Annotated in this window: 24 protein-coding genes; 17 read left to right on the top strand and 7 right to left on the bottom strand. The window is 58.9% G+C overall.

Annotated elements, in window-relative coordinates:
- Window positions 1-23 precede the first annotated feature (23 nt).
- On the bottom strand, window positions 24-992 hold the full coding sequence (gene phnD / locus ACYQ6M_RS08555; protein ID WP_023000017.1) for a phosphate/phosphite/phosphonate ABC transporter substrate-binding protein: 969 nt from the start codon (window positions 990-992) through the stop codon (window positions 24-26).
- Window positions 993-1,232: 240 nt separating this feature from the next.
- On the opposite strand from phnD, the gene ACYQ6M_RS08550 reads away from it, so the two are divergent.
- Both ACYQ6M_RS08550 and ACYQ6M_RS08545 read left to right on the top strand, forming a co-directional pair.
- Complete coding sequence (locus ACYQ6M_RS08550; RefSeq protein ID WP_023000016.1) at window positions 1,233-1,985, top strand: response regulator; 753 nt, start codon at window positions 1,233-1,235, stop codon at window positions 1,983-1,985.
- Window positions 1,982-4,498: a sensor histidine kinase gene (locus ACYQ6M_RS08545; protein WP_460073283.1), complete on the top strand. Its 2,517-nt coding sequence runs from the start codon at window positions 1,982-1,984 to the stop codon at window positions 4,496-4,498. Before ACYQ6M_RS08550 ends, ACYQ6M_RS08545 begins: the two co-directional genes overlap by 4 nt.
- Before the next feature lie 34 nt (window positions 4,499-4,532).
- Here ACYQ6M_RS08545 and ACYQ6M_RS08540 read toward each other — a convergent pair whose 3' ends face one another.
- Window positions 4,533-4,865 carry a hypothetical protein gene (locus ACYQ6M_RS08540; RefSeq protein WP_460073281.1) on the bottom strand — a complete coding sequence of 111 codons (333 nt, stop codon included), beginning with the start codon at window positions 4,863-4,865 and terminating at the stop codon, window positions 4,533-4,535.
- A 341-nt stretch (window positions 4,866-5,206) separates the two neighbouring features.
- Between ACYQ6M_RS08540 and minC the strand changes: the two genes are divergently transcribed.
- Genes minC through minE form a run of 3 tightly spaced genes read left to right on the top strand, consistent with a single transcriptional unit; the run spans window position 5,207 to window position 7,178 of the window.
- Window positions 5,207-6,043, top strand: a complete 837-nt coding sequence (gene minC / locus ACYQ6M_RS08535) for a septum site-determining protein MinC (protein ID WP_460073280.1) — start codon at window positions 5,207-5,209, stop codon at window positions 6,041-6,043.
- 56 nt (window positions 6,044-6,099) lie between these two features.
- A complete protein-coding gene (minD, locus tag ACYQ6M_RS08530; RefSeq protein WP_006939389.1) occupies window positions 6,100-6,921 on the top strand; it encodes a septum site-determining protein MinD in 822 nt (273 codons plus the stop codon).
- Window positions 6,918-7,178 carry a cell division topological specificity factor MinE gene (gene minE / locus ACYQ6M_RS08525; RefSeq protein WP_023000012.1) on the top strand — a complete coding sequence of 87 codons (261 nt, stop codon included), beginning with the start codon at window positions 6,918-6,920 and terminating at the stop codon, window positions 7,176-7,178. Before minD ends, minE begins: the two co-directional genes overlap by 4 nt.
- 35 nt (window positions 7,179-7,213) lie before the next feature.
- Here minE and ACYQ6M_RS08520 read toward each other — a convergent pair whose 3' ends face one another.
- Both ACYQ6M_RS08520 and ACYQ6M_RS08515 read right to left on the bottom strand, forming a co-directional pair.
- Window positions 7,214-8,683 (bottom strand): diguanylate cyclase domain-containing protein, encoded by a 1,470-nt coding sequence (locus ACYQ6M_RS08520; protein ID WP_055658492.1) that lies wholly within the window; start codon window positions 8,681-8,683, stop codon window positions 7,214-7,216.
- A 451-nt stretch (window positions 8,684-9,134) separates the two neighbouring features.
- Entirely contained in the window at window positions 9,135-10,736 is a 1,602-nt protein-coding gene (locus ACYQ6M_RS08515; RefSeq protein ID WP_031268973.1) for a peptide chain release factor 3, read from the bottom strand.
- Window positions 10,737-10,914: 178 nt separating this feature from the next.
- On the opposite strand from ACYQ6M_RS08515, the gene ACYQ6M_RS08510 reads away from it, so the two are divergent.
- Window positions 10,915-11,469, top strand: a complete 555-nt coding sequence (locus tag ACYQ6M_RS08510) for a DUF2585 domain-containing protein (protein WP_209168690.1) — start codon at window positions 10,915-10,917, stop codon at window positions 11,467-11,469.
- 73 nt (window positions 11,470-11,542) lie between these two features.
- On the opposite strand, the gene ACYQ6M_RS08505 is transcribed toward ACYQ6M_RS08510, so the two are convergent.
- A complete protein-coding gene (locus ACYQ6M_RS08505) occupies window positions 11,543-12,217 on the bottom strand; it encodes a GntR family transcriptional regulator (protein ID WP_023000008.1) in 675 nt (224 codons plus the stop codon).
- The gene (locus ACYQ6M_RS08500; protein WP_460073276.1) at window positions 12,210-13,268 is read right to left on the bottom strand and encodes a Gfo/Idh/MocA family protein; all 1,059 of its coding nucleotides are present in this window, start codon (window positions 13,266-13,268) and stop codon (window positions 12,210-12,212) included. The genes ACYQ6M_RS08505 and ACYQ6M_RS08500 overlap by 8 nt, the downstream gene beginning before the upstream one ends.
- 191 nt (window positions 13,269-13,459) lie before the next feature.
- On the opposite strand from ACYQ6M_RS08500, the gene ACYQ6M_RS08495 reads away from it, so the two are divergent.
- The 8 genes from ACYQ6M_RS08495 to ACYQ6M_RS08460 all read left to right on the top strand — a co-directional run bounded on the left by ACYQ6M_RS08495 (window position 13,460) and on the right by ACYQ6M_RS08460 (window position 20,555).
- Entirely contained in the window at window positions 13,460-14,473 is a 1,014-nt protein-coding gene (locus ACYQ6M_RS08495) for a TRAP transporter substrate-binding protein (protein ID WP_023000006.1), read from the top strand.
- Window positions 14,474-14,649: 176 nt separating this feature from the next.
- Window positions 14,650-15,180 carry a TRAP transporter small permease gene (locus tag ACYQ6M_RS08490; protein WP_062489626.1) on the top strand — a complete coding sequence of 177 codons (531 nt, stop codon included), beginning with the start codon at window positions 14,650-14,652 and terminating at the stop codon, window positions 15,178-15,180.
- The gene (locus ACYQ6M_RS08485) at window positions 15,177-16,460 is read left to right on the top strand and encodes a TRAP transporter large permease (protein ID WP_023000004.1); all 1,284 of its coding nucleotides are present in this window, start codon (window positions 15,177-15,179) and stop codon (window positions 16,458-16,460) included. Before ACYQ6M_RS08490 ends, ACYQ6M_RS08485 begins: the two co-directional genes overlap by 4 nt.
- Window positions 16,461-16,470: 10 nt before the next feature.
- Window positions 16,471-16,761 carry a putative quinol monooxygenase gene (locus ACYQ6M_RS08480; protein WP_023000003.1) on the top strand — a complete coding sequence of 97 codons (291 nt, stop codon included), beginning with the start codon at window positions 16,471-16,473 and terminating at the stop codon, window positions 16,759-16,761.
- The gene (locus tag ACYQ6M_RS08475; RefSeq protein WP_209168687.1) at window positions 16,758-17,555 is read left to right on the top strand and encodes an N-acyl homoserine lactonase family protein; all 798 of its coding nucleotides are present in this window, start codon (window positions 16,758-16,760) and stop codon (window positions 17,553-17,555) included. Before ACYQ6M_RS08480 ends, ACYQ6M_RS08475 begins: the two co-directional genes overlap by 4 nt.
- On the top strand, window positions 17,552-18,784 hold the full coding sequence (gene otnK, locus ACYQ6M_RS08470) for a 3-oxo-tetronate kinase (protein ID WP_460073272.1): 1,233 nt from the start codon (window positions 17,552-17,554) through the stop codon (window positions 18,782-18,784). Before ACYQ6M_RS08475 ends, otnK begins: the two co-directional genes overlap by 4 nt.
- Window positions 18,781-19,428, top strand: a complete 648-nt coding sequence (gene otnC / locus ACYQ6M_RS08465) for a 3-oxo-tetronate 4-phosphate decarboxylase (RefSeq protein ID WP_023000000.1) — start codon at window positions 18,781-18,783, stop codon at window positions 19,426-19,428. The genes otnK and otnC overlap by 4 nt, the downstream gene beginning before the upstream one ends.
- Window positions 19,429-19,439: 11 nt before the next feature.
- The gene (locus tag ACYQ6M_RS08460; protein ID WP_055658474.1) at window positions 19,440-20,555 is read left to right on the top strand and encodes an isocitrate/isopropylmalate dehydrogenase family protein; all 1,116 of its coding nucleotides are present in this window, start codon (window positions 19,440-19,442) and stop codon (window positions 20,553-20,555) included.
- Between the two features lie 28 nt (window positions 20,556-20,583).
- Here the strand turns inward: ACYQ6M_RS08460 and ACYQ6M_RS08455 are convergent, their stop codons facing one another.
- Window positions 20,584-21,618 (bottom strand): LacI family DNA-binding transcriptional regulator, encoded by a 1,035-nt coding sequence (locus ACYQ6M_RS08455; RefSeq protein ID WP_055658472.1) that lies wholly within the window; start codon window positions 21,616-21,618, stop codon window positions 20,584-20,586.
- Between the two features lie 202 nt (window positions 21,619-21,820).
- Here ACYQ6M_RS08455 and ACYQ6M_RS08450 point away from each other — a divergent pair, with 202 nt between their 5' ends.
- The 3 genes from ACYQ6M_RS08450 (at window position 21,821) to ACYQ6M_RS08440 (ending at window position 25,426) form a co-directional block, all read left to right on the top strand.
- The gene (locus ACYQ6M_RS08450; RefSeq protein ID WP_460073269.1) at window positions 21,821-23,344 is read left to right on the top strand and encodes a sugar ABC transporter ATP-binding protein; all 1,524 of its coding nucleotides are present in this window, start codon (window positions 21,821-21,823) and stop codon (window positions 23,342-23,344) included.
- Window positions 23,345-23,346: 2 nt separating this feature from the next.
- Entirely contained in the window at window positions 23,347-24,363 is a 1,017-nt protein-coding gene (locus ACYQ6M_RS08445) for an ABC transporter permease (RefSeq protein WP_022999996.1), read from the top strand.
- 82 nt (window positions 24,364-24,445) lie between these two features.
- Window positions 24,446-25,426: a substrate-binding domain-containing protein gene (locus ACYQ6M_RS08440; RefSeq protein ID WP_460073266.1), complete on the top strand. Its 981-nt coding sequence runs from the start codon at window positions 24,446-24,448 to the stop codon at window positions 25,424-25,426.
- Window positions 25,427-25,436: the final 10 nt, after the last annotated feature.

Raw genomic sequence — 25,436 nt, 5'->3', positions numbered from 1 at the left:
GCGGGCCGTCAAAGCCAGTTGTCTTACTTGGCAAGACCTTGCGGCGTGTATTCAACACCGTTGCTGGCCTGGATCTGCCGGATGACAGCCCACTGATCCTTGTAGGTGATGGGGACGAACTTGCTTACGCCCTCGAATTCCTCACCCAGTTTGTTGCCCTTGAAGTCGAAGCTGAAGAACGCTTCCTTGATTTTTTCAACGAGGGCCGGGTCCAGGTCGTGGGCATAGTTGAAGGAAGTTGTCGGGAACGGATCGCTTTCCCAGACAATGCGCACTTCCTCCGGATCGTAAAGGCCACGTTCCGCCATGCGGTCAACAACTTCGGAGGCGACCGGTGCGGCGTCATAGTCGCCGGCAACGACACCCAGCATCGACTGGTCATGGGATCCGGAATAGATGACTTCATAGTCCTGATCCGGTACGACACCGAGGTCCGGGAACAGGGCCCGCGGCGCCTGATTGCCCGAGTTGGACGTCGGAGACGTGTGCGCGATGCGCTTGCCCTTCATATCGGCAGGCGTTTTGATATCGCTGTCGGCCTGGGTGTAGATCTGAAGGCGGTAGCCGAACTGACCGTCTTCGCTGCCCATGATCGCAAACGGCACGGCACCGGCGAGATTGACGGCAAAAGGTGTCGGGCCGGTCGAGAAGCCCGCGATATGCAGACGGCCGGACCGCATGGCTTCCACTTCAGCCGAATTCGACTGCACGGCGAAGAACTGCACGTCCTTGCCGGTAACGGTTTCCAGATGCTCGATGAAAGGTGCCCAGATGTCGGCGTAAACGGCCGGATCTTCAACCGGTGTATAGGCGAAGACGAGCGTGTCCGGGTTGCTCAGTTTGGCCGGATCGGACGGGGCATCGGCGACAAGATCGCCATTGGCATCGCAATAGATGCTATCAAGTGCACCCTGGTTCGCGCATTCAGCTGCATAAGCGGACGAAAGGGCAAAACCGGTCACAAAAGCCACGGAACCGAGCCGGGCCAGCATATTTCTCATATTTTCCTCCCATTACAGATCACTCGCACCTCACAGCGCATCGCACCGCAAGGCTCTTGAAAGATCGACTTAAGCCTAGCGGGATGTGGCGAGGGAAAACGAGCGGCGAAGTGTTAACAGAAGCTGTTGGACAGCCCTATTTTGTTAACAGTGTTACAACCGCCCATGGGCGGGTGAAACAATTGTAACGAGATTCTGGTCTCGCAACCTGGTCCTTGTGTTAGACAGCTCATGAAGGTGCAAGAGAGCGACGGCATGGATGCAAGCGCGACAAGACCGGTGATTGCCATCATCGATGATGACGCGGATGTGCGCGAAACCCTGTCTGCTCTCATGGAGGCAAGCGGGTTCGAACCGGTTGCGTTTCAGGACAGCGACGGCTTCAAGGCGGCCGGCAGCCCCCAGGATTTCGACCTCGCGCTGATTGACCTGCGCCTCAAGGGCGAATCCGGTCTGACCCTTGCCATTCACATTCGCGAAACCAGCGAGCTTCCAATCGTCATGCTGACCGGTGTGGGCGACGAGATCGACAAGATCATCGGCCTTGAGACAGGCGCTGACGACTACCTGATGAAGCCGTTCAATCCGCGTGAACTCGTCGCCCGCATCCGCGCGGTTCTGCGACGCTACGGGCATGGCGTTTCAGCTGCGAAAGCCGGCAAGGATCAGGAGATCATCTTCGGCGACAAGAGGGTGAACCTGAAACGCAGGGAACTGCTTGACGGCAACGGCGACGAGATTCCGCTGACCAATGCGGAATATGTCCTCCTGGAATATTTCGTGAAGAACCCGGACCGGATCATTCCCCGTACGGACCTGATGCGCGAGATCGGCAGCGACATGCAACGCTATGTGGACCGGACCATCGATGTCCTGATCCTGAGGCTGCGCCGCAAGATCGAGAATGTCCCGTCCAAGCCCGTTCATCTGCAGACCCGCCGCGCACAGGGATACATCTTCGTCCTGCAGGCAGACGGACCATGAGCACGTCCCGGCTCCGCCAGCCCAGCATCCGCTCGCTGCTGCTTTCCTCCATCGGCCTGCTTCTTGTCGTGGTCATGGTTGTCGGGGCCATTGCCCTCATCACTCTCAACAGCGCCGAAGAGCAGCTCGGCACATTTCACGACCAGACCTTGAGCGACGTTTCCGACGCCCTGGAACTTTCCGGCAACGCGTCGAAACTGGCCGCCTCCGCGCCCTTTCTGATGACGCTAAGCCCCAGCTTCCAACTGGAAAGCGAGGCCGAACGAATTCTCGCAACGCTTGATCACATCGAGACACTGGGTGGTGGCGATCCCGACCTCATCAGGCCTCTTGCCCGCATCCGGGTGGCGATCACCGATCTGGCCCGCGCAATGGTTCCACAAGGCAGGAACGCTGCAGAGCTCGCATTGATCGATCAGGATCTGGAGCGCCTTCAAAAACGCTTCAGGAGGCTCGCACAATCTCGGGACCAATCGCCTGAGGACCGTCAGGACTGGTCAGCCCTGCAGCAACTGGTCATGGCGGCCATCGGTGCGTTGCGCAGTCAGGAGCTGATCAAGGTCGGCGAGCAGCAAAGCAGCTTCCGGCGTATCCGTCAGGACATTGCTTCCAATGCCCCAGCCGCCGTACGCGCCGCCTTGGCCGAGGTCGATGACGCCGTGATGCGGCGGGGCGACCTGTTCTCGCTGCGTTATGCCAGCCTCGCCGCCAAGCTCGATGCCGAAAACGCGCTCTTCCGCATTCGCACGGAGCTCGCGCAGGTGAACGCCTACGCCCTTCAGAAGGTGACGGACACAAAGCTGCGGCTTCGTGTTTCACGCGACAAGACAACGACCAGCATTACCTTTGCAAAGGCCGTCATTCTTGTCCTGACCGGCATCAGCCTGATTGTTGCCATCGGCTCCGCCCTGTTTGTCTCCCGCTACGTGGTTCGCAACCTGCACCAGATCACCGCAGTCATGCGGCGGCTGGCGGCTGGAGATCTGAAGGCGCGGCTCCCCAAGAAGGCAAGCTCGTCGGACGAAATCGGGCAGTTGTCAGAGGCCTTCCGCAAGTTCCGGTCCAACGCCCTGCGCCTGGAACGGAAAACCAGGGAAGTCTGGCGTCGAAACGAGCTTTTCATCACCGTTTTCCAGAACATAAGCGACGGTGTCGCGGTCCTGTCGCCAACCGGGCAGATCCTGGCCGAAAATGATCGTGTCCGGGAGTTGTTGCGCCTTGAAAGGGCTGGCCGCGGCAAACGCATGACTTTGCCGGAACTTCTGGAAAAGTCGCCGTTCGAACGCCGCGCCAATGAAAACGACCGCGCCGGATTTGGCGAATACGCCGACACCACCGGCCGCGTGCTGGAAGTGCGCCAGTCGGCATTGCCCGACGGCGGCTCGGTTTGGCTGTTTTCCGAAACGACGGAACGCAAAAGGATCGACGAACGGCTGGAAGAAATCCGGCGAGTGGAAAGCCTCGGCAAGGTGACAGGCGAAGTTGCCCATGACTTCGGCAACATTCTGTCCACGATCTCCGGAAATCTTCACATGCTGGAGGGCGAGCTTACGCCCAAGGCCTCCGTGCTGAAAGCAAGGATCAACGATGCCGTCGAACTCGGTGTTTCGCTGATCGAGAGACTTCTGGCCTTCGCCCGCAAACAACACCTTGCCCCCATCGAAACCGATATCGCCGTGATTGCGGAAGGCATGGAAGACCTGTTGTCGATGGCCCTGCCCGAAACCGTAACGCTGACGATCAGGTGCGACGAAAGCCCGATGCATGCGCGGATCGACCCCGGCCAGCTGGAAAGCGCCATCTTGAACCTGTGTGTCAATGCAGGACAGGCCATCGAAGACGAAGGACATATCGAAATTGCCGTGACGCGGCAGACAGACGGGACGATCTCGCTTTCGGTGAAGGATGATGGCTGCGGTATGGATGCAGATACGTTGCGCCAGGCCGCAGAGCCTTTCTTCAGCGCCCGCGCGAACGGTGAAGGCACGGGCCTAGGGCTGTCCATGGTGCACGGGTTCGCGCACCAGTCAGGCGGCACCATCCACATTGCATCGCAGCCGGGGCACGGAACCTGCGTAACGTTGACCTTTCCCCAGCAGCCTGGTGGACAAACCGCCCATTCTGTGGAGACCGTGGCCGGGATCGGGCACGCTCTTGTGGTTGATGACGACCGGAGGTCGGCAGCTGCAATATCGGACCTCATGACAAGGTTCGGGTACAAGGTGACGACAGAGCATTGTTTTGAGGATGCCAAGGTCAGGATTGGCCGCGACATGCCCTATTCGATCGTGGTGACGGACTTGCAGCTCGACAATGGTCACTCGGGCTGGGACCTTGTGGCGAAAGCTCTTGATGTGCACCCCGATTGCCGGGTCGTTGCCGTTTCGGGGCATCTGCCACAGGACGACCTGTTTTCAGACAGATTTCCGGAACGGTTTTCGAAGCTGTCCAAGCCGGTGGATGCGGAAGCACTGGCCGAAAAGATCGGGATACAGCTCAACGCACCTGCCTGAGCAGGCGCGAACCGAACCGAAGGCTCGGTTCAGATCAAACGAAGACCCGTGCCAGTGTCGCGACCGCGAGCGCAGTTGCGGCCCGCTTCGGGCCTGCAAGATCCGACGCGGTGCCGCCAGGCACCATCAGGTTGATCCGGTTGAGGTCCGTTGCATCCAGATGATCGAGATCGGCCGATTTGGCGGCTTCCTCGGCCGACAGGCGGATTTCGTCGAGCATGCGCACAAGGCCCTGCCAGATATGGATAGGAGGAGCCTCGCTCGTATTGCACCAGCGAAGAATTTCATCTTCAGATACATTGAGCACCATCGCAGCCTCACTCGTATCGAGACCGAGATATGTCATCATATCACTGAAGTTACTCATTCTTTTCCCCAAGACGCTCTGCGCCCCAAACACCAGAACCTACATTTTGCACTGCAATATGGCAAAAATCCAGTTCTTTACGGGAATTGAGTTAACCAATGCGCCGGCAAAGCAGGCGGGCAGCAACGCAATGCTGCGATTCTTGGCGGTTCTCTTGGTATTTTTGGCAAGAGGGTCCCATTGCAATTGACCAGCGCACTAGGTGGAAGAGCCAATTATCTGAAATATCTGATGAAAATTGATATCGGTGGAAAACGGTCGCCTGCCCGATTGTCCGGTTCGGTTAATGATAGGTTTATCCGACCAAATCAACCTGACCAATTGTGCCGCCGGACTCTTTGATGAAGTTCAAGGGAAAATCCTTCATTGCCATCGTTCTGAGCCCGGAACCGCCCTTCGCGGACTGGTTCCGTGAAATCGACCGGATCATCGAACGCTCGCCGGGATTTTTCATCGATCGGCCCATCATTCTGGACGTTCGTGGAACCAAGATTCCGATTGAAGAGCTGGAACAGCTTCTCGCCGAACTAGCCGAACGCTCGATCCGGGTGATGGGAATTGACGGTGTCGCCGGAACACGCCTGAAAGCCGGCATGCCGCCGAGCTTTTCCGGTGGCCGTCTGGCGTCCGACGTGGATGTCCCGACCCCTGCAAACGCTTCGGCCGTGGCTGGAAACGGTTCTGAAACCGAAAAACCGGATGGGAAGGACGCAGATGGCTCGGCCAGGAACACAACAGCAAAATCCAAGAAGACAGCCGCTGAGCCCAAAGCCAAGGTGAGTAAGGCAAACGGTGACAGCGATGTCGAACCGGAAGCGTGGGAAACCTCGCCGGCCAGCATCGCAAGCGGATCTTCCATCGTGATTACCGAACCGGTGCGCTCGGGCCAGAGCATCCTGCATCCGGAAGGCGACGTCACTGTCATCGGGTCCGTGAGTTCCGGCGCCGAAATAATCGCCGGTGGCTCGATACACGTTTACGGCGCCCTGCGCGGACGTGCATTGGCCGGTGTCGCAGGGAAAGACAGCGCCCGTATCTTCTGTTCCAAGCTGGATGCGGAGCTGGTTTCCATCAACGGGCTCTACAAGGTCGCGGACGATTTCGATGGCGCCCTGCGCAACGCACCTGCGCAGATCCGCTTCGAAAACGAGACCCTCGTCTTTGAAGAGCTGAACTAACCACAGGGCCGGCTGCAGAAGGCCGCCGGACTGACAACAAAAACAGGACGAACACCATGAGCAACGCTACTGTCGTTGTGGTCACGTCAGGCAAGGGCGGCGTGGGCAAAACCACCACCACCGCAGCTATCGCCTCGGCGCTTGCCAAAGAAGGCTACCAGGTCTGCGCCATCGACTTCGACGTCGGGTTGCGCAACCTCGACCTGATCATGGGTGCGGAACGGCGGGTCGTGTTCGACCTCGTCAACGTGGTGCGCGGCGAAGCTTCGATCAAACAGGCGCTTGTACGCGACAAGAAGCTGAACAACCTCTACCTGCTGCCGGCCTCCCAGACCCGGGACAAGGACGCATTGACCGAAGAGGGCGTTGCCAGCGTCATCAGCGAATTGCGGATGTATTTCGACTGGGTGATCTGCGACAGCCCTGCGGGCATCGAACGCGGCGCGACGCTGGCCATGCGCCATGCGGATGAGGCCATCATCGTGTCCAACCCGGAAGTGTCGTCCGTACGCGACTGCGACCGGATCATCGGCCTGCTCGACGCGAAGACCAAGATTGCCGAAGACGGCGGCCGGATGCCAAAGCACCTGATGATCACCCGTTACGACACCGAGCGTGCCAAGACCGGTGACATGCTGGCAACCGACGATGTCGTCGACATTCTCTCCGTGCCGCTCATCGGCGTCGTGCCGGAAAGCAAGGACGTGCTGAAAGCGTCGAACGTCGGTCTGCCGATCACGCTGTCGGACGAAAATTCGCCTGCCGCAAAGGCCTATACCGAGGCCGTGCGCCGTCTGCTGGGTGAAAATATCCCGGTCACAATCCCTGAGGAAAAGAAGGGCCTGTTCGGCAAGTTCTTCAAGGGGAGGGCCGCATGAACATCCTGAGCCTCTTTGGCAAAAGAGGTGAAAGTGCCTCTGTTGCCAAGAACCGGCTGCAAATTCTGCTGGCGCACGAACGGGCCGACGACGGCTCCGACGCGGTCCTGATCTCAAGTCTGCGGGAAGACATCCTTGCCGTCGTGGCAAAGCGCGTTGCGATCGACCCGGACTCCGTCCGTCTCGAAATGGACAGGACCGGTGACGTCACCACGCTCGGCATCGATATCGAATTGCCGCCGGCGAAAGCCTCCTGACGTTCAAGACCGGCCTTCTGGCCGGTCTTTTCCTATCAGCCTGGCTGAGCTGCCGATTGAATGGGGACATGCCGGAAATCCAGCAGGTCGGAAGAATAGACCGCGACCTGTGCCCTGCCCCGCCGTTTCGCCGAATAAAGTGCAACATCCGCCTGGCGAAGCAGTTCCGAAGGCTTGTGCGAAAAAGCGACGCCGACACTGGCTCCGAAGGTATAGGTGGCACCGTCCAGGTTCACCGGTCGGCTGAGCTGTTCCACGATCGCCCGGCTTGCCGAAAGCACCCGCTCGCGCCGCGCCCTGCCGAACACAATGACGAACTCATCCCCGCCCAGCCGAACGACCGTGTCGTCCGCATTGACAAGGCCGGTCAAAGCTTCCGCGACATGCAAAAGCACCAGGTCCCCTGTTTCATGGCCGTAGGTGTCGTTTATTTCCTTGAATCGATCAAGGTCGACATAGAGCAGCGCGTGACCGTCCGCCAACGGTTTGACGTCCTGCAGGAGCGCCAGCTTTTCATCCAGCAATCGCCTGTTGCCCAGCCCCGTCAGAGGGTCGCTCCTGACCTGATTGGCCAGTAGTTCCTTGACCTTGTCCGCCTGGTGTTTGGCTTCCGCAAGCGCCCGGACCGTATCTGTTGCACGGTGGAAGAACATGCGCGCGGACAAGAACATGCCGAGATAAACCGCCAGCACCCCAAGGGCCAGAAGAGGCAGCATTCGAAATCCGGCCAGTTCCGGGTTCCAAACGAAAAACCCGAGGTGCCGCCTGTCCACGGTCTCAATGTCGTATCCAGCCTGCCAGAAGGCCGGGGGTATTTGCGCCAACCCAAGACCGGGCAAGTGATATTTCTCCGCCATATCCGCCAGGACTGAGGCATTGATAGGCCGTGCGAAGACCAGCACATGATCGGTACTGGTGTCGCTGTCATCCGTGTAGGACGTCAGCAAAACAGCGCTGGCGAGGTAAAGCGTCTCAAGGTTGCCAACCAGACCTGTTGCCGGAACCGGCGCCTCATCCTGCGGCGTATTTCGGGCATCGGCAATCAGAACGCTCATCGAAGGCCCATAGCGAACCCGCAAGTCCGTATTGGCGACCTTGCCTTCCACCACATGAACCTTGGGCTGATTGTTGCCATCCAGCAGGTGGATCCCGTCGATCTGCAGTTCTTCCTGCATGTAGTCGACAAAGGTTTCCCGTATCCAGGTCATGTCAAAGGATTCGACAAGGTTTTCGACCGCGTCGTTCCAATAGCCGTACTCAAGCGTGATGTCCGCCAGATGATCGGAGCGATCGCCAAGCATGGCCGTGAAAATATGTTCTGAAGATCGGATGGAATTGCGGTCAAGGGTCCAGGAAAGGAACGACACAAACGCCATCAGGCTCACCGCGCTGATGATCACGGTTATCCAGAACGGCTTGGACAGACGGCGGATTTCTACCGCTTGCGCTTCGCCCTTGGCCTTTTGAAGCGGCGGCGAACCATGCCCGACAGGCTCGTATCGCACTTGCTTATTCGCTCTCTTAGCTGCATTCCAGCTGGAAATACCTATATTCCGGCAGCTGCAAGTATCCTAGAGAAGCCTTTCAGCTCTATCAACACAAGAAATATTATTTAAAATCAATACTTAGCCAAATATTTCACAAACACTCGACCTGAAAGACAATCACCGTTAAAAATAACGATAAATTATCCTCAAAACAACTTTCATGAATTCGTATTAGTCACGAGCCAACTTCAGAAACTCGAAATCGTTTCTTGTGAAAAACCCAAGCGAGATAACATAGCCCCCCCGTGGACAGCGCACGGTTCGTGGGGCTCGGCGAAGCGCCGGATAAAGGCTGAGGCCAGCCACGTGGCCCGGCTCCCATACTCATTCCTCTCAGCCCCTGAGGTCGCCCCAGCTCAATGACACTGAGGCTCAGTGAACGGAGAAAAGCTGGAACCGGATTTTCCGGTTACGCCTCGTAGACGATCTCGCGGGTTTCGCGGAATTTCACGTCCGGGAACTTTTCGGTTACGTGACCGATCTCCCAGGCGTTCTTGAACAGGAACACCGGCTTGTCGTCACGGTCATTGGCGATCGACATGCGGTGGCCTTCCAGCATCTTCTGCAGGGTCTGGCTGTCTGTTTCGATCCAGCGGGCGGTGGTGTAAGGCACTGCTTCGAAGCCGATTTCAGTGCCATATTCCGCCTTCAGCCGATCCACTACGACATCAAGCTGCAATGCGCCGACCACGCCGACGATCCAGTTGGAGCCGAGATCCGGTTTGAAGATCTGCACCAGACCTTCTTCTGCCAGGTCCTGAAGGCCCTGGCGCATCTGTTTGACGCGCATGGTGTCGGACAGGCGTACGCGGCGCAGGATTTCCGGTGCGAAGGCCGGCAGGCCGGTGACGTGGATGTTCTCGCCCTCGGTCAGGGTGTCGCCAACACGCAACTGGCCATGGTTGGGAACACCGATGACGTCGCCCGGATAGGCAAGGTCGGCGATTTCCCGTTCCTCGGCAAAGAAGAAGATCGGTGCGGAGACGGCAATCTGCTTGTCGGCGCGCACGTGCTTCAGCTTCATGCCGCGCTTGAAGGTGCCGGAGCACAGGCGCACGAAGGCAATGCGGTCGCGGTGCTTGGGGTCCATGTTTGCCTGCACCTTGAAGACGAAGCCGGTGACCTTGTCTTCCTGCGGCATGATTGTGCGCCCGCCGGTCGCCGGCTGCGAATGCGGCGGCGGGGCGAAGTCGGCGATGAAATCGAGCACTTCCTCGATGCCGTAGTCGCGCAGCGCCGAGCCGAAGAAAACCGGCGTCAGGTGCCCTTCCAGGAAGCTTTCCTTGTCGAATTCGGCGTAGCCTTCGGCGCCCAGTTCGACGTTCTCGGTCAGTTCATCCATGATCCGGTCGAACACGGTGCCGGTCAGGACCTCGTCATCAAGACCGGAAACGTCCTTGGTCTGGGTAAAGGCACCACCGCGCTCGCCGTCGGACGTGTGGAATTTCTTCTTCTGCCAGTCATAGACGCCGAAGAAGTCCGAGCCCATCCCGACGGGCCATGTCTGCGGAGAGACGTCGAGAGCCAGTGCCTCCTGTACCTCGTCCAGAATCTCCAGCGCATGCCGGCCTTCGCGGTCGATCTTGTTGACGAAGGTGATGATCGGAATGTCACGCAGGCGGCAGACTTCGAACAGCTTGCGTGTCTGGGTTTCGATACCCTTTGCAGCGTCGATGACCATGATGGCCGCATCGACCGCAGTCAGCGTGCGATAGGTATCTTCGGAGAAGTCCTCGTGGCCCGGAGTATCGAGCAGATTGTAGACAATGCCTTTTCGCTCGAACGTCATGACGGAAGACGAGACGGAAATGCCGCGTTCCTGCTCGATCTTCATCCAGTCGGACCTTGCACGGCGGCGTTCGCCGCGGGCGCGCACTTGGCCCGCCGCCCGGATCGCGCCGCCTGAAAGCAGCAGCTTTTCGGTCAGGGTCGTCTTACCGGCATCCGGGTGTGAAATGATCGCAAAGGTGCGCCGGGACTGATAAGGCGCCGTGCCGTTTAGGCCAGTCATGAAGATCTCCTGATCCCAAATCCGGCGGGGCCGCGCAAACACGCCGGGAAAACCGGGGCGCAACCTTCCACTCAGAGCCGGACGGATTGATGTTTCGTTGGCGGAAGGTCATAGAGAGAATTCTTGAAGATTTCCAGTAGAGAATCGCCGATTTGCCCCGACAGTCCGAGGAGACCCCATGAGCCGAAGCAAATGTCTGATCGTCGGCCTGGTGATGATTGCCGCCACAGCGGCCATTCTCCTGGCCATGGGGCGGATCCCGATCTGTGATTGCGGCTATGTCCTGTTGTGGACACCGGCCAGCGATGTCGCCGGTTCCTCGCAACATATCGCCGACTGGTACACGCCCTCGCATATCATCCACGGCTTCCTGTTCTATCTGTTCCTGTGGCTGGTTTTCAGACACAGTTCCGTCGGTGAGCGCGCGCTCGGAGCGATCTTCATCGAAGCAGCCTGGGAAATCGTCGAAAACAGCCCCTGGATCATCGACCGGTACCGCGAAGCGACCATTGCCGTTGGTTACACCGGTGACAGTGTCCTGAATTCCGTCTTCGATATTCTCTGGATGCTCGCCGGCTTCTTCTTTGCCTGGCGCATGCCGGTCTGGGTGACGATCCTGGTCGGGATTGCCTTCGAACTGCTCGCGCTCTGGGTGATAAAGGACAATCTGACGCTGAACGTTCTGATGCTGGTCTACCCGGTCGAGGCGATCAAGGTCTGGCAAGGCGGGTAGGCACTGCCACCTGCTGCCCCCCTCCTACGCCGTTATCGTTGAGCCTGGCGAGAGAAATACATCCGAGTGAAGCTCAGAGCTGAAACAGCTTGTGCTTTTTCAGAAGCTCGATCAGCACCTCGCGGGCATCCTGACGATGAAGATGATGGCGCTGGCGTGCTGCCTGGGCGTCACCCTTGCGGATCGCGTCGAAGACAGCCCGGTGGTCTTCGTTGGACTTGACCGGCAAGGGGCGAATGTAAAGCGTCATGGCGCGTGCCCGGCGTACCTGATTGGACATCATCGAGACGATGGACTGAACACGCGAGTTGCCACCGAGGCGGACAAGCTCCGTGTGGAAGGCATCATCGGCTATCGCCCAGGCTTCCCGGTCCTCACGCTCCAATGCATCTTCCATGGCCTCGATCGCCTGCTTGAGATCCGCAAGATCCGTTTCCGAATAGCCTTGTTCAGCGGCTTCTTCGGCAGCAAGGCTCTCCAGTTCGGTCAGGATGGCGTAGATTTCCTCCATGTCCTTCAACGACAAGGTGGCGATGCGAACACCCTTGCGTGGTCGCACCTCCAGAAGGCCTTGCTGGGCCAGCATCAAGGTTGCCTCGCGCACCGGTGTGCGGGACATGCCAAGCCGGTCGGCAAGTTCGCTTTCGAGATGATCGGAGCCTGCCGCCAGTTCACCGTCGAAAATGAGCTGGCGGATCTGCTCCATGGCCTGGGTGGTGATGGTCTTTTGTTTCGGAGCCTCAAGCACAGTCAAACTCCCGGATTTTCTGCCCCTTGCGGTCCGACTCATAGATGGCCTGTTCGATTGCAATCACCTTCAGGTAGCTCCGCGCCTCGTTTTCCAGCGGCTTTCCATCCAGGAGACCGTCTACAACATGGCTTATCAGATTCTTGACGCAATCGCCGCCAAAGCCAGGCCAATCCTGTGCCGCCAGCAGAAGAGTTTCGTCCTTGTCGCCGAAATGGCGCAAGCGCACCGAGCCGTCGCCTTTCAATGTCAGCGTTCCCCGGGTGCCCTCCAACAAAGCTTCACCAAGTGTGGTTCTGCAATTTTCGGCGGCGTGGTCCAGAAGCCTGTTGCCGTCGAAGAGCGCTCTCACCTCGTTTGAATAGTCGAAAATGAAATAGCCGGCGTCCTCTCCCTTGATGGCCGGGTTGAGTCTGCGAAGATCCGCATAGACCGCCTCGGGCTCGCCGATCAGGTAGCGAAACGTATCGATCCAGTGAACGCCGGTTTCATGGATCAGCAACCTGGGCATTTCCTGAAAATACGGCTGCCGGTCCAGGTAGGCCTTCGGCCCCTGCCCGTCTCCTGTGCGCAGTCGGAAAGTTACCTGAAGCAAATCGCCAAGCAGTTGCCGTTCCAGAGCCTGTCGGATTGTCCGGTACCAGGGCTGGAAGCGGAAGTTTTCATGGATGACGATGATCACGCGGGCTTCTTCTGCCAGTTCGGTTGCCTTCCGGGCTTCCTCGAGCGAGGTACAGAACGGTTTCTGACAGATGATCGTCTTCACCCCCTTCCTGATTGCAAGCTCGATGGCGCTGAAATGCGTCGGCGGTGGCGTGATGATGTCCAGCAGATCGGGTTTCGCCATCTTCAGCATGCATTCCAGATCACTGAAGGCAGTCAGTCCAGTGGCCTTCGCCTTCGCGGGATCCTGATCACAGGAACCGACCAGCCGAACCCGTTCGACCCTGCGCCAGGCATCGTAGTGAAACTGGGCAAAGTAGCCCGCTCCAAGACAGGCAACGCGTAACGTGTCCGAGACGCCCAGGTCTTTTGCAGAGCCGTCGTTCATCTTTTTTCGTCCTCCCGCACACTCCTGAATTCGGCAGAAGACCCGAAGGCTTTCCCTGTTTCGAAGCGGCAATTCCATCATTGGATTTTTGATAGTCGACATTAGCGTCGTTGACAAGGGATTGATTAGCGTATACGCAATCGAATGTGTAAATTGATACGGCCTTGGAGCGGCCGTGGGAGGAGATTGAAATGCTTGACAAGAAATCCTTGAGCCGCCTGCTGATGAGCGCGGCAATTCTCACAATGGGCATGAGCGGCGCGCAGGCTGTCGAAACCTTGCGTTTCAGCCATACGGACAACCCTGGCGGATCCCGTCAGCAGGCTGCAGAACTGTTTGCGGAGAAGGTCGCGGAATATACGGACGGCCGTTACGAAGTTCAGATCTTCCCGTCCGGATCGCTCGCAAACGATCCGAAAGCCATTGAACTGCTGCAGCTTGGCGGCATCGACTTCACGGTCTCGGCCACGGGCAGCTACGCCACGCACATGCCGACGCTGAACCTCACCGCCATGCCGTTCCTGGTCGACACCTACGAGCAGGGTTGGGAACTCTATGACAATTCCGAATGGCTGCAGGGAGAATTCGCCAAGCTGCCGGAAAAGGGTTTCCGGGTACTGTCGACGTGGGAAGCCGGGTTCCGCAGCTTCACCACCAACGAACCGCTAAATTCGCCAGAAGACGCCAAGTCCATGAAAATGCGCGTCTTCCCGAACGACATGATCCGCTGGTCGATGGAAGCCATCGGTTTCCAGACGGTCGTCATGCCGATTACCGACGTCTACATTTCCATTCAGCAGGGCATCGTCAACGGCCAGGAGAACCCGGTCGACACCATCAAGTCACTGCGGTTCTATGAAGTTGCGCCCTACATCACGCTGACACGCCACGTCTACAGCCCTCTGCCCCTGACGGTGGCCGAAAAGACCTGGCAGTCCTTTTCCGACGAAGACAAGGAAGCCGTGATGAAAGCTGCAGCCGATTCCGCAGCCTTCAGCCGGAACCTCGTCAAGAGTTCGGTCGAAAGCCAACTCACGGAAATGCAGGAATCCGGCGCCACGGTCAGCGTTCCCGATATCGCGCCGTTCCGCGAGGCGGTGCAGTCGGTCTACGCAAAGGCCAAGGATGTCTACGGCGAGGAAGCCGTCGACCAGATCCTGTCGGATGCGGCAGCGATCCGCGAAAAACTCCCGGCCCAGAACTGATCAGGCAACGAGATCAACGCACGGGTGATCGAGCCGGTTGCCCGTTCAACAGTTGATCGTTTCTTGTGGGTCGGAGCGCCGAACGGCGTTCGAAAGAACGCAGGGTGCTCCGGGGCTCAACTGCCGGAACCGCACGTCACGCGGCGGTTCCGGCCCTTTTCAAAAAGAGACGACCCTTGGATTACCGAGATCACTATCCGGCTGCGCTTCGCTGGCTCAGTCACCTGGTCGATATATGCCTGGCGCTCGGCGGCTTTTCGATCGTCACCCTGGTGTTCTGCAACGCCTGGCTTCGCGGCTTCGCCGGCTTCGACCTCGCATGGTCGCTGGAAGTGACCAGCTTCCTGCTGCTCTGGAGCACCTTCATCGGTTGTGCGGCAGCGGTTGCCCGGGGCGCGCACATGCGCGTTACCGAAGTTGTCGAGAAACTAGTGCCGCTGACGGGTCAACGTGTCTTGTCGATCGCAATCGACGTGATCATCGTCGTCCTGCTGCTCAGCCTGATCTACACCGGTGTCAATATCTCGATCCATACTTGGGCACAGAAGACAACGGTTCTCTACTGGCCTGTCGGTCTGCTCTACGCGTCCATGCCAGCCGGCATGACACTGACCCTGATCTTCCATCTCTTTAACATGGTCTACGACCTCAAAAATCCTGTCGTTCCTCATGCAGCGCACTCAGATGGCGGCGAGGCCCTCTCATGATCCTGATCTTCGTTGTTGCGGTCTTCCTGACCTCCGTTTTCATCGGCATTCCGCTGGTCTGGGCAATTCTGATCACTGCTGTCCTGCCGATCATCGTCTTTGACCTCGGTTACCCCTTGCAAGCGCTGTTCCTGAATTTTATCGGCGGGGTGGAGCCGAACCACTTCCTTGCGATCCCGCTCTTCATCGTCGCCGGGGAAATGATGAGCCGCGGCGGTGTCGGCCTGCGCATCATCGGCTTTGCAAGGGCTGCCTTCGGCTTCATGGCAGGCGGGCTCGGCATGGTCGTCGTCGGCGCCTCCATGATTTTCGGCGGCATTTCGGGTTCGGCCATTGCCGACAGTGCAGCCATCGGTTCGGTCATGATCAAGAACATGTCCCGCGAGGGCTACAACACCGCCTTCGCCGCCGGTCTGGTGGCGGCAGCCGGGACGATCGGCATCATCATCCCACCATCCATTCCGATGCTGATCTACGGCTTTGTCGGCAACGTTTCGGTTGCCGATCTCTTTCTCGGTGGCATGGTTCCCGGCATTCTGTTCGGCGCCCTGTTCATGGCGGTTTGTTACTATGTCGGCAAGACCACCAAGTGCGACCCCGGTGGGCGCACCACGACCTTCAAGGAATTGACCAGTTCCTTCATCGGTACCGCCCCTGCCCTGTTCATGCCGATCGTGATCCTCGGCGGCATTTTCACCGGCTGGGTAACCCCTACGGAAGCCGCGGCCCTTGCCGTCGTCTACGGCCTGTTCGTCACAACTGTTGTCTACCGGGACTTCAAACTCCGCGATCTGCCGCGTCTTCTTATCGACAGCTTTGTCACCAGCGCGGTGGTGATGGTCGTGATCGGTGCAACGACAGTCCTTGGCTGGCTGATCACGCTTGAACAGATGCCCCAGATCCTGGTCGGTTTCGTGCAGGCGTTTTCAACCGGACCCTGGATGTTCCTGTTGCTGGTCAACGTCGTGCTTCTGGTCCTCGGTCTCGTTCTCGATCCGGTTCCTGCAATCCTGCTGACGGCACCGCTGTTCCTGCCGACCGCACAAGCCTTCGGTGTCGACCCGGTCCATCTGGGTGTGATCATGACCTGCAATGTGGCCGTCGGCCTGTTCACACCTCCGGTTGGCGCAACGCTTTATGTTGCCTCGCGGATATCCGGCGTCGGTGTTTTGTCGATCGCCCGCAACATGGCACCGCTCTACATAGCCGCAATCGCCGCCCTGCTCGCCGTGACTTACATACCCTTCCTGTCGATGGGTATGGTGAACCTGTTCCGCTGAGGAGAAGAACATGTATGCCGTAACGGTGGTGTTTCAGATCAAGGCCGAGGCGGTGGAGGATTTTCTGCCGCTCATGATCGCAAACGCCGAAGCGTCCCTGAAGGACGAACCCGGATGCAGGCAATTCGACGTCTGCACCGACCCTGATCGCCCCGGCGATGTGTTTCTCTATGAACTTTATGACGATGCCGACGCCTTTCAGGCGCATCTGCAAACCCCTCACTTCAAGTCGTTCGATGCAAAGGTTGCCGGGATGATCGCGCAGAAAACGGTTCGAACCTACGCGAAGGTGGCCTCATGAGCCCCTGGCAGGTTTTCGCGGTCAAATATGCCGACAGGAATGCGCGCACGCGCAAGGACAGTTTCCTGTTCGACGACAACCACGACCAGCCACACGAGATGGATTACTTCATCTGGGTGCTGCGGCAGCAGGACGAGATCATTCTGGTCGACACAGGTTACGACGGCGAGGAAGGCGCGCGGCGCGGCCGTCCTGTCCGGCTCAATCCGGTAGAGGCCCTGGCCCCTCTCGGCATTGAACCTGAGGCAGTGACGACCATCATCGTCACCCATCTGCATTATGACCACGCGGGCGGCTTGAAGCATTTTCCCAATGCCACCATCCATCTGCAGGCAGCGGAAATGGCTTTCGCCACAGGTCCCTGCATGTGCCAGGGCGCGATGAAGGCTCCCTACACCGCGGACCATGTCTGTGAAGCTGTGCAAAGGCTCTACTCTGGCCGGGTAATCTTTCATGAAGGAGATGGCGAAGTCCGGGAAGGACTTACAGTTCATCGCATTGGCGGGCACAGCAAGGGATTGCAGGCGGTTCGTGTACTGACAGAAGCCGGCTGGATGTGCCTGGCTTCCGACGCAGCCCACTACTACGAGAATTTCCTGGAAGCCAAACCGTTCCCGATCGTTGTCGACATGCAGGACATGCTGGATGGGTTTGGAACCATTCAGCACCTTGCCAGCTCGATAGACCTTGTTGTGCCGGGACATGATCCCCTGGTGCGAACGCTCTTTCCGCAACACGGCCCGGAACACATCTTCCGTCTCGACCGTGGTCCGTTCAAGGGGATCCGCTCATGAAGCTGGGCGTGATCGCGGATGATTTTACCGGAGCCTCCGACATTGCATTGATGCTGTCGGAAGGCGGCATGACGGCGGCTCAATATGTCGGTGTGCCCGATGTTCCGGCACTTGCGTCGGTGGACGCCGGCATCATCAGTCTGAAGTCCCGAACGATCCCAGCTGCAGAGGCAGTTGCCCAGTCCCTGCGAGCCTGCGACTGGCTGACCGATCAGGGATGCAAGCAGATTGTCTTCAAAATCTGTTCGACGTTCGATTCGACCGACGAAGGCAATATCGGCCCAGTGGCGGAAGCCCTTGCCGACAGGCTTGGCGAGACATGTGTGATCGTCTGCCCGGCCTTTCCGGAAAACGGACGAACCGTCTACCAGGGACATCTCTTCGTCGCAGACAGGCTTTTGAGCGAAAGCGGCATGCGCCACCATCCGTTGACGCCAATGGGCGACCCGGACATCCGGCGGGTGCTGGTTCGTCAGACGTCCTGGGCAGTCGGTCATGTCTCCCTCGATCACGTGGCAGATGGTCCGGCCGCAATCAACCTCGCCTGCCCTGCCGACGGCAAGTCGATGGTGATTGTGGATGCAATCCGCAACGATGATCTTGCGACCATTGGGCGGGCAATCGCGGCACGAAAGCTTCTTGTCGGAGGCTCAGGCATAGCCCTCGGCTTGCCCAAGAACTTTGGCCACGCGCCTGCGGTCGCCAACTGGACCGGACATTCGGGCAGAGCCGTGGTTCTGTCCGGTTCATGTTCAATGGCAACTCGCGCCCAGGTGGCGAGCTACAAGGCCATTGCGCCCTCGCGTGAACTGACTGTCGACGACATCATGGCGAAGGCACTGTCGGTGCAGGAAATCGCCGGCTGGGTACTTCGCCAGGACGCTTCGCCCCTGCTTTATTCCTCCGCCGACCCGGAGGTGGTGAGTGCTGCCCAACAAAAATACGGCAGGGAAAAAAGCGCGGCGGCGATTGAGCAGTTTTTTTCCGATCTGGCGGCGTCGCTGTTCAACGCCGGTGTCAGCCGAATGGTGGTCGCCGGCGGCGAAACGTCAGGGGCCGTTGTTTCCGGTCTCGGGGCAAACACGCTGGATATCGGTCCGAAGATTGCGCCGGGTGTTCCCGCGCTCAAGGTGAGCGGTCAGCCGCTGGCGCTGGCGCTGAAATCCGGCAACTTCGGTGGCCCGAACTTCTTCTCCGAGGCGCTCAGCGTTCTGGAGACAAGCCGATGAGCGAAAGCGCAACCACCCGCGAACAGATTTGCCTGATGGCAAAATCGATGTTCGACCGTGGTTTGACACATGGATCGACCGGCAATCTCTCCGTTCGTCTGTCGGATGGCACATTGCTCGTTACCCCGACCGGCTCCTCCATGGGGTTTCTGGACCCGGCCCGGATCAGCCATCTTTCTGTCCAGGGCGAACTGCTTTCGGGTGACAGGCCGACGAAGGAAATCCCGCTTCACACGGCCTTTTACGAGACCCGCCATTCGGCAGGTGCGGTCGTGCATCTGCATTCGTGTCACTCGGTCGCACTTTCCCTGTTGCCGGAGATCGATCCGGACAACGTTCTGCCACCCCTGACGGCCTACGGGATCATGCAGCTCGGCAAGGTGAAGCTTCTGCCGTTTTTCGTGCCGGGAGATCCGGCAATGGGAGACGCGGTCCGAGGACTTGCGGGCCGTCGCTCTGCCGTTCTGCTGGCCAACCACGGGCCCGTTGTTGCCGGCCGGGATCTGGCCGCCGCCGTCCATGCCATGGAAGAGCTGGAAGCAACAGCCAGGCTTGCCCTTCTGCTTCGCGGCACTGCCGCAACGGCGCTCAATCCGGACCAGATCGCCCGGATCGTCGAGCGCTACGACGTTGATTGGATTTGAGGAACAGTCCCATGAAAATTGCCCTGATAAAAGGTGACGGTATTGGCGTCGATGTGGCGGAAGCAGCCATTGCCGTGCTGGAAACAGCCTTGAAGCACACGGGAGAACCCGCGCCCCGCTATGACGAGATCCAGGCAGGGGCGGGTTACTTCAAGGAGACTGGCCTCGACATCGAAGACGGCGGAGAGGAACGCGCGGGGCTTGCCGATGCAATTTTCCTTGGGGCCATCGGCCTTCCCTCGATCCGACATGCAAACGGCACGGAGATCTCGCCGCATTTGCGCCTGCGCGATCGCTTTGGGCTTTATGCGGGTGTTCGCCCGGTCAAAGCCTATCCCAACGCACCGCAAAGGCTCGCCGATCCGCGCGCTGCCGGTATCGATCTCGTTATCCTGCGAGAATCAACCGAAGGGCTGTTCTACTCTGCAGCAGCACACAAGCGCAGCCTCGTAGTCAATGATGACGAAGTGCAGGACGTTTTGCGCATCACGCGCAAAACCACCACCAAGCTGCATCGCTTTGCATTCAACCTTGCCCGCAAACGGCGCGAGCGCGGCCATCCGGGCAAACTCACATGCGTCGACAAGGCGAATGTGTTCACCTCTCTGGCTTTCTTCCGCCAGATCTTCGACGAAGTGAAATCGGAATTTGCCGACGTGCCTGTCGGTTACAATTACGTCGACGCACAAGCGCTCGACCTGGTGCGCAAGCCCTGGGAGTTCGACGTTCTGGTGATGGAAAACATGTTCGGCGACATCCTTTCGGACCTTGCCGGTGGCCTGGTGGGTGGCATGGGCATGGCCGCCTGTGGGGAGATCGGCGACACCACCGGATTGTTTCAGCCTGCCCACGGCAGCGCCCCCGACATCATGGGAGAAGACAAGGCCAACCCGCTGGCCGCGATCTTGAGTGCTGCGCTGATGCTGGACTATCTCGCCGAGAAGTTGGACAAGCCCTCCCTTGCCGACGCCGCAGACCTGATCAACGGCGCAGTCGACACCGGATTCCAGGAAAATGTGTTGCGACCGATGGAATTCGGAGGTGACATGGGAACCAGGGCGGTCACGAACCAACTGCTTACGCTTGTCGGTTCATCGATTGCGATCAGAAGGTCTGCCAGCGCCTAATGCGCACTGGCATCAAGCCGACAGCACGTCACTTCAGCTTGCGGGAAATGCCACCACAGCTCTCGCGCACGATGAGATCCCCGTGGAGCAGATGAGTGCGCGTTTCCAGGGACCGGTTCGCAAGGCGATCAAGCAGGATTGTCATGGCCTTTTCGCCGATATGTTGCCGGGGTTGGCGAATTGTCGTCAATCCGGGCGTGAAATTGTTGGCAAAGGGAATGTCGTCGAAACCAAGCACGGAGAAATCTTCCGGGACGCGGTAGCCACGCAGTTGAAGCGCCGAGATGACCCCAATCGCGGTGTTGTCGTTGAAACAGAAGAAAGCGGTCGGCAGGTCGTCCTTGATGAACAGCCGTTCGACGGCGGCACGCCCGCTCTCGCTGGAGCCGTCGCCCTCCACGCGCCAGTCGCGCAGTGCCTCGGGCGATTCCTTCAAGCCTTGCAAGTAACCGGAATGGCGCAGATCGCTGCGTATGTCAGCCGGCCCGCCGGAAATATAGGTGATCCGCCGGTGCCCCAGGGAGATCAGATATTCGGTCGCCACCTTGGAGGCCGCGACATCATCCACGCCGACGTAGCTGATTTCGGGATTCGAGACCGGACGCTCGGTCGCAACGATCGGCGGCAGGTTGGTGAGCGGTGTTTGTGGCTGCCCGGCAACCGGAATATGTCCTGTCAGCAAGACAAGCCCGTCGGCCATGCCCGTCGACAGGAAACGCAGGTAGTTCTGCTCCAATCCGCTGGTACCTTCGGTGTTGCCGATGAGGACACCATAACCACGGTCGTTTGCCGCTTTTTCCAGTCCTGTCAGAATGCCGGCAAAGTTTGGATCAGCAATGGAAGACGCCAGCACCAGCACCATCTGTGAGCGCTGCATGCGCAGGTTCTGCGCCATGGCGTTGGCGGTGTAGCCGGTTCGGGCAATGGCGGCCGTAACCTTCTTGCGCGTGCTCTCGGCAACCTTCTCCGGCGAGCGCAAGGCCCTGCTGACGGTCGCGATGGATACGCCCGCCAGTTTCGCAACGTCTTCAATGGTCGCCGGCCGCTCGCCCGGTTCGCTCATTTTCTATTTCCAGACATGCTGCGGTGCGGCCTCGTGGTAAGTCCATGAATCGCAACGCCATCTACGCTGTATAGAACGCATTGCACATAATGAAAAGGTTTACAGAGGCCAATGTAAAGGTTTACACGATCCATGAAAACGTTTACATCAAACGCACGGTGCCATTGAGGAAGAGGGCTTTGGCGCCTTGGGAGGAACAAGAATGAGCGTGGACACCACTGTTCCGGCAGCGGTCATCGAGGCCGTGAACATCAGCAAATCCTTTGGGCCGGTTCCCGTGCTGTTCAGTGTCAGCATGGACGTCCGCCCTGGCGAGGTTCATGCCCTGATCGGCGAGAACGGCGCCGGCAAGTCGACGCTGATGAAAATCCTCTCCGGGTTTCATGATCCGACCTCCGGCCAGATCCGTCTCGACGGCAAGCAGACCGACCTGCCCGCGAACGGTGGCGCAGAGAAACTCGGCGTCGTGCTGATCCACCAGGAGCTCAACCTCGCCGAACAGATGACGGTAGAGGAAAACGTGTTCCTCGGCCGCGAGATCAAATCCAACGGCTTTCTGGACAAGGCGGCCATGCAGGCAACCGTCCGGAAGTATCTGGACGAGATCGGCCTCGACATTTCCCCGACCGACCGCATTTCCGACCTTACCATCGCCCAGAAGCAGATGGTCGAGATCGTCAAGGCTGTCAGCCGGAACGCCCGCATCCTGATCATGGACGAACCAACCGCCGTTCTGACCGAAGAGGAAACCCAGGTTTTCTTCCGCCAGGTGGAAAAGCTGAAAGAAAGCGGCGTCGGCATCGTGTTCGTTTCGCACAAGCTCAACGAGGTCAAGGAGATTGCCGACCGCGTCACCATCCTGCGTGACGGTCAGTGGATCGACACGCGTGCCTCCAGCGATCTGACGCCGGACATGATGGCCCAGATGATGGTTGGCCGGGAGCTTTCCGACCTCTACCCGCCCATGCATGAGGCAGACGTCGATGCAGAGCTCGTTCTGGAAGTCCAGAACCTGCGTGCGCCGTCCGTCGACAACGTCAGCTTCAGCCTGCGCAAGGGCGAGATATTGGGCTTTTCGGGTCTGATCGGCTCCGGCAGGACCGCAGTCTTCGAGACGATTTGCGGCCTTGCTCCGTTTGAAGCAGGAACCATCAGGCTTTTTGGACGCGACACCGGCCCCATGACCGTCGCGCAGGCACGGGACCTTGGTTTGGCCTATCTCACCAAGGACCGGAAAGAAAAAGGACTGCTTCTCGACAAGAAGATGCGGCCAAACCTGACACTGTTCGCCCTGCCGAAATTCGTCCGCAATTTCGGTCTCGACAGCAAGGCGGAAGAAGACGCGCTCAACCGTGCCATCCGCCGCTTCGACGTTCGGGCCCGCGACAAGGAAATCACGGTCGGCAAGCTGTCGGGCGGCAACCAGCAGAAGCTGCTGCTCGCCAAGATCATGGAATGCGATCCGAAGATCGTCATCATCGATGAACCGACCCGCGGTATCGATGTCGGCACGAAACAACAGATCTACCACTTCATCGCCGCCCTGGCCGCCGAAGGGGTTTCGGTCGTGGTCATCTCTTCGGAAATGCCGGAAATCATCGGTATTTGCCATCGGGTGGTGGTGATGCGCGAAGGGCATATCACCGGCGTTCTAACCGGCGATCACATCAACGAAAACGAAATCATGCGCTACGCCGCCGGGCTGAAACGGGAGGAACTCCATTGACCATGATGACCGCGTCTGACGATACAGCGGCCAAGCCGGCCAAGAGGTCTTCCATAGACTTCAAGACGATTGGCCCCGCAGTTGCCCTTCTGATCCTTTGCATCATCGGCTTTCTGCTGAACCCTGCCTTCGTCAGCGAAGGCAATCTGACCAACCTTCTGACCCGCTCTGCCTTTATCGGCATCATTGCTGTCGGGGCGACCTTCGTCATCACCGCCGGAGGCATCGATCTGTCTGTGGGGTCCATGGCGGCAGCCATTTCCGGTGTCATGATCATCATCATGAACAACGCCGTCGAGACCATGGGCAGCGGCGTTCCGACAGTTCTGCTCGGCTGCGGCCTTGCCATCGTGCTGGGCATCGGGGCCGGCTGGGTGAACGGTGCCCTGACCACCAAGGGCAAGATCGAAGCCTTCATCGTGACGCTCGGCACCATGGGCATCTATCGCTCGCTGGTGACCTACTTTGCCGATGGCGGAACCCTGTCGCTCAACTTCGATATTCGCGGAACCTACCGGCCCGTCTATTACGACACGTTTCTGGGCCTGCCCTTCCCTGTCTGGGTGTTCATCGCGGTTGCCATCTGCGGCTGGCTGCTGCTGAACCGCACCGCGTTCGGCCGCTATTGCACGGCCATCGGTTCGAACGAGGCTGTCGCCAGATATTCGGCGATCAACGTGGACCGTGTGAAGACGCTTACCTATGTCATTCAGGGCCTGTGCGTTTCCTTTGCCACCATCATTTACGTGCCCCGCCTTGGCTCGGCGTCCGCGTCCACCGGCGTGTTGTGGGAACTTGAGGCGATCGCCGCGGTCATTATCGGCGGTACGGTGCTGAAGGGTGGGTATGGCCGGATCGGCGGCACCATCCTTGGTGCGCTCATTCTCACCACCATCGGCAACATTTTGAACTTCACCGATGTGATCTCGAATTACCTGAATGGAACCATGCAGGGCCTGATCATCATCGTCGCAGTGTTTCTTCAGCGCAGTGACTGGAAGCTCCGCAAGAGCAAGTAAGCCCCTGACCTGATTTCAACCGAACCGGGACCCGTCCCCAATTCAAATACCGGATCGCACCGGACGGGAGAGGTGCGTCCAGATGGCAGCATTGAAGGAGGAAGCAATGCTCATGAAGAAAGCTTTGGGAGTGATCGCGGTAACCGGTGCGCTGGCCTTTGCGGGCGCTGCGGTTGCACAGGAAAAAATCAAGATCGGCGTCAGCTATCCGACCCCGACCCATGCCTGGGCAGCCGGCATGAACTGGCACGCGGAACAAGCGGAAAAGCGGCTTGAGGCGCTTTATCCGGATGTCGATCTCATCCTGGTGAACTCGCCGGATCCGGAAGCACAGGCAAGTGCCCTGGAAGACCTGGTCTCCGTTCACCAGATCAAAGCCCTGGTGGTTCTGCCGTTCGAATCCGAACCGCTGACCGACCCGGTGCTGAACGTCAAGAAATCCGGTGCATGGATCACGGTCGTCGACCGCGGCCTCAGCCAGCCGGGCATCGAAGATCTTTATGTGGCCGGCAACAACCCGGAACTGGGCCGAGTTTCCGCGCAGTATATGAAGACCCGTCTGAAGGAAGGCGACAACATCGTCATCCTGCGCGGCATTCCGACGGTCATCGACAACGAGCGCTTCGACGCGTTCATGGCGGAAATCGAAGGCTCCGGCATCAACGTGCTCGACCACAAGCACGCCAACTGGAACCGCGACGACGGCTTTGAAGTGATGCAGGACTTCCTGTCCCGCTTCCCGGACATCGACGCGGTCTGGGCCCAGGACGACGACATCGCCATTGGCGTGGTTGCCGCCCTGAAACAGGCTGGCCGTGACGGCGACGGCATGTTCGTCGTTGGCGGTGCCGGCATGAAGGAAACCATCAAGGCAATCATGGATGGCGACACCCTCATTCCGGTCGACGTTCTCTATCCGCCGGCAATGATCGCCACCGCCATGGACCAGACGGTTGCCGCCTTCAAGTCCAATGGTCCGGTTGCCGGCCGCTACATTCTCGGTGCGACGCTGATCACGCCGGAAAATGCTGAAAACTACTACTTCCCGGATTCGCCCTTCTAAGGCTTCGGGA

Source organism: Roseibium sp. ROS1, assembly GCF_054658215.1.
The sequence above is the reverse complement of the archived record's forward strand: the minus strand, read 5'-3'. Positions and strand labels throughout refer to the sequence as shown.

Coding starts and splice junctions, on each gene's coding strand:
- phnD (WP_023000017.1), bottom strand. CDS start 992: ATGCTGGCCCGGCTCGGTTCCGTGGCTTTTGTGACCGGTTTTGCCCTT.
- ACYQ6M_RS08550 (WP_023000016.1), top strand. CDS start 1,233: ATGAAGGTGCAAGAGAGCGACGGCATGGATGCAAGCGCGACAAGACCG.
- ACYQ6M_RS08545 (WP_460073283.1), top strand. CDS start 1,982: ATGAGCACGTCCCGGCTCCGCCAGCCCAGCATCCGCTCGCTGCTGCTT.
- ACYQ6M_RS08540 (WP_460073281.1), bottom strand. CDS start 4,865: ATGAGTAACTTCAGTGATATGATGACATATCTCGGTCTCGATACGAGT.
- minC (WP_460073280.1), top strand. CDS start 5,207: ATGAAGTTCAAGGGAAAATCCTTCATTGCCATCGTTCTGAGCCCGGAA.
- minD (WP_006939389.1), top strand. CDS start 6,100: ATGAGCAACGCTACTGTCGTTGTGGTCACGTCAGGCAAGGGCGGCGTG.
- minE (WP_023000012.1), top strand. CDS start 6,918: ATGAACATCCTGAGCCTCTTTGGCAAAAGAGGTGAAAGTGCCTCTGTT.
- ACYQ6M_RS08515 (WP_031268973.1), bottom strand. CDS start 10,736: ATGACTGGCCTAAACGGCACGGCGCCTTATCAGTCCCGGCGCACCTTT.
- ACYQ6M_RS08510 (WP_209168690.1), top strand. CDS start 10,915: ATGAGCCGAAGCAAATGTCTGATCGTCGGCCTGGTGATGATTGCCGCC.
- ACYQ6M_RS08500 (WP_460073276.1), bottom strand. CDS start 13,268: ATGAACGACGGCTCTGCAAAAGACCTGGGCGTCTCGGACACGTTACGC.
- ACYQ6M_RS08495 (WP_023000006.1), top strand. CDS start 13,460: ATGCTTGACAAGAAATCCTTGAGCCGCCTGCTGATGAGCGCGGCAATT.
- ACYQ6M_RS08485 (WP_023000004.1), top strand. CDS start 15,177: ATGATCCTGATCTTCGTTGTTGCGGTCTTCCTGACCTCCGTTTTCATC.
- ACYQ6M_RS08480 (WP_023000003.1), top strand. CDS start 16,471: ATGTATGCCGTAACGGTGGTGTTTCAGATCAAGGCCGAGGCGGTGGAG.
- ACYQ6M_RS08475 (WP_209168687.1), top strand. CDS start 16,758: ATGAGCCCCTGGCAGGTTTTCGCGGTCAAATATGCCGACAGGAATGCG.
- otnK (WP_460073272.1), top strand. CDS start 17,552: ATGAAGCTGGGCGTGATCGCGGATGATTTTACCGGAGCCTCCGACATT.
- otnC (WP_023000000.1), top strand. CDS start 18,781: ATGAGCGAAAGCGCAACCACCCGCGAACAGATTTGCCTGATGGCAAAA.
- ACYQ6M_RS08460 (WP_055658474.1), top strand. CDS start 19,440: ATGAAAATTGCCCTGATAAAAGGTGACGGTATTGGCGTCGATGTGGCG.
- ACYQ6M_RS08455 (WP_055658472.1), bottom strand. CDS start 21,618: ATGAGCGAACCGGGCGAGCGGCCGGCGACCATTGAAGACGTTGCGAAA.
- ACYQ6M_RS08450 (WP_460073269.1), top strand. CDS start 21,821: ATGAGCGTGGACACCACTGTTCCGGCAGCGGTCATCGAGGCCGTGAAC.
- ACYQ6M_RS08445 (WP_022999996.1), top strand. CDS start 23,347: ATGATGACCGCGTCTGACGATACAGCGGCCAAGCCGGCCAAGAGGTCT.
- ACYQ6M_RS08440 (WP_460073266.1), top strand. CDS start 24,446: ATGGCAGCATTGAAGGAGGAAGCAATGCTCATGAAGAAAGCTTTGGGA.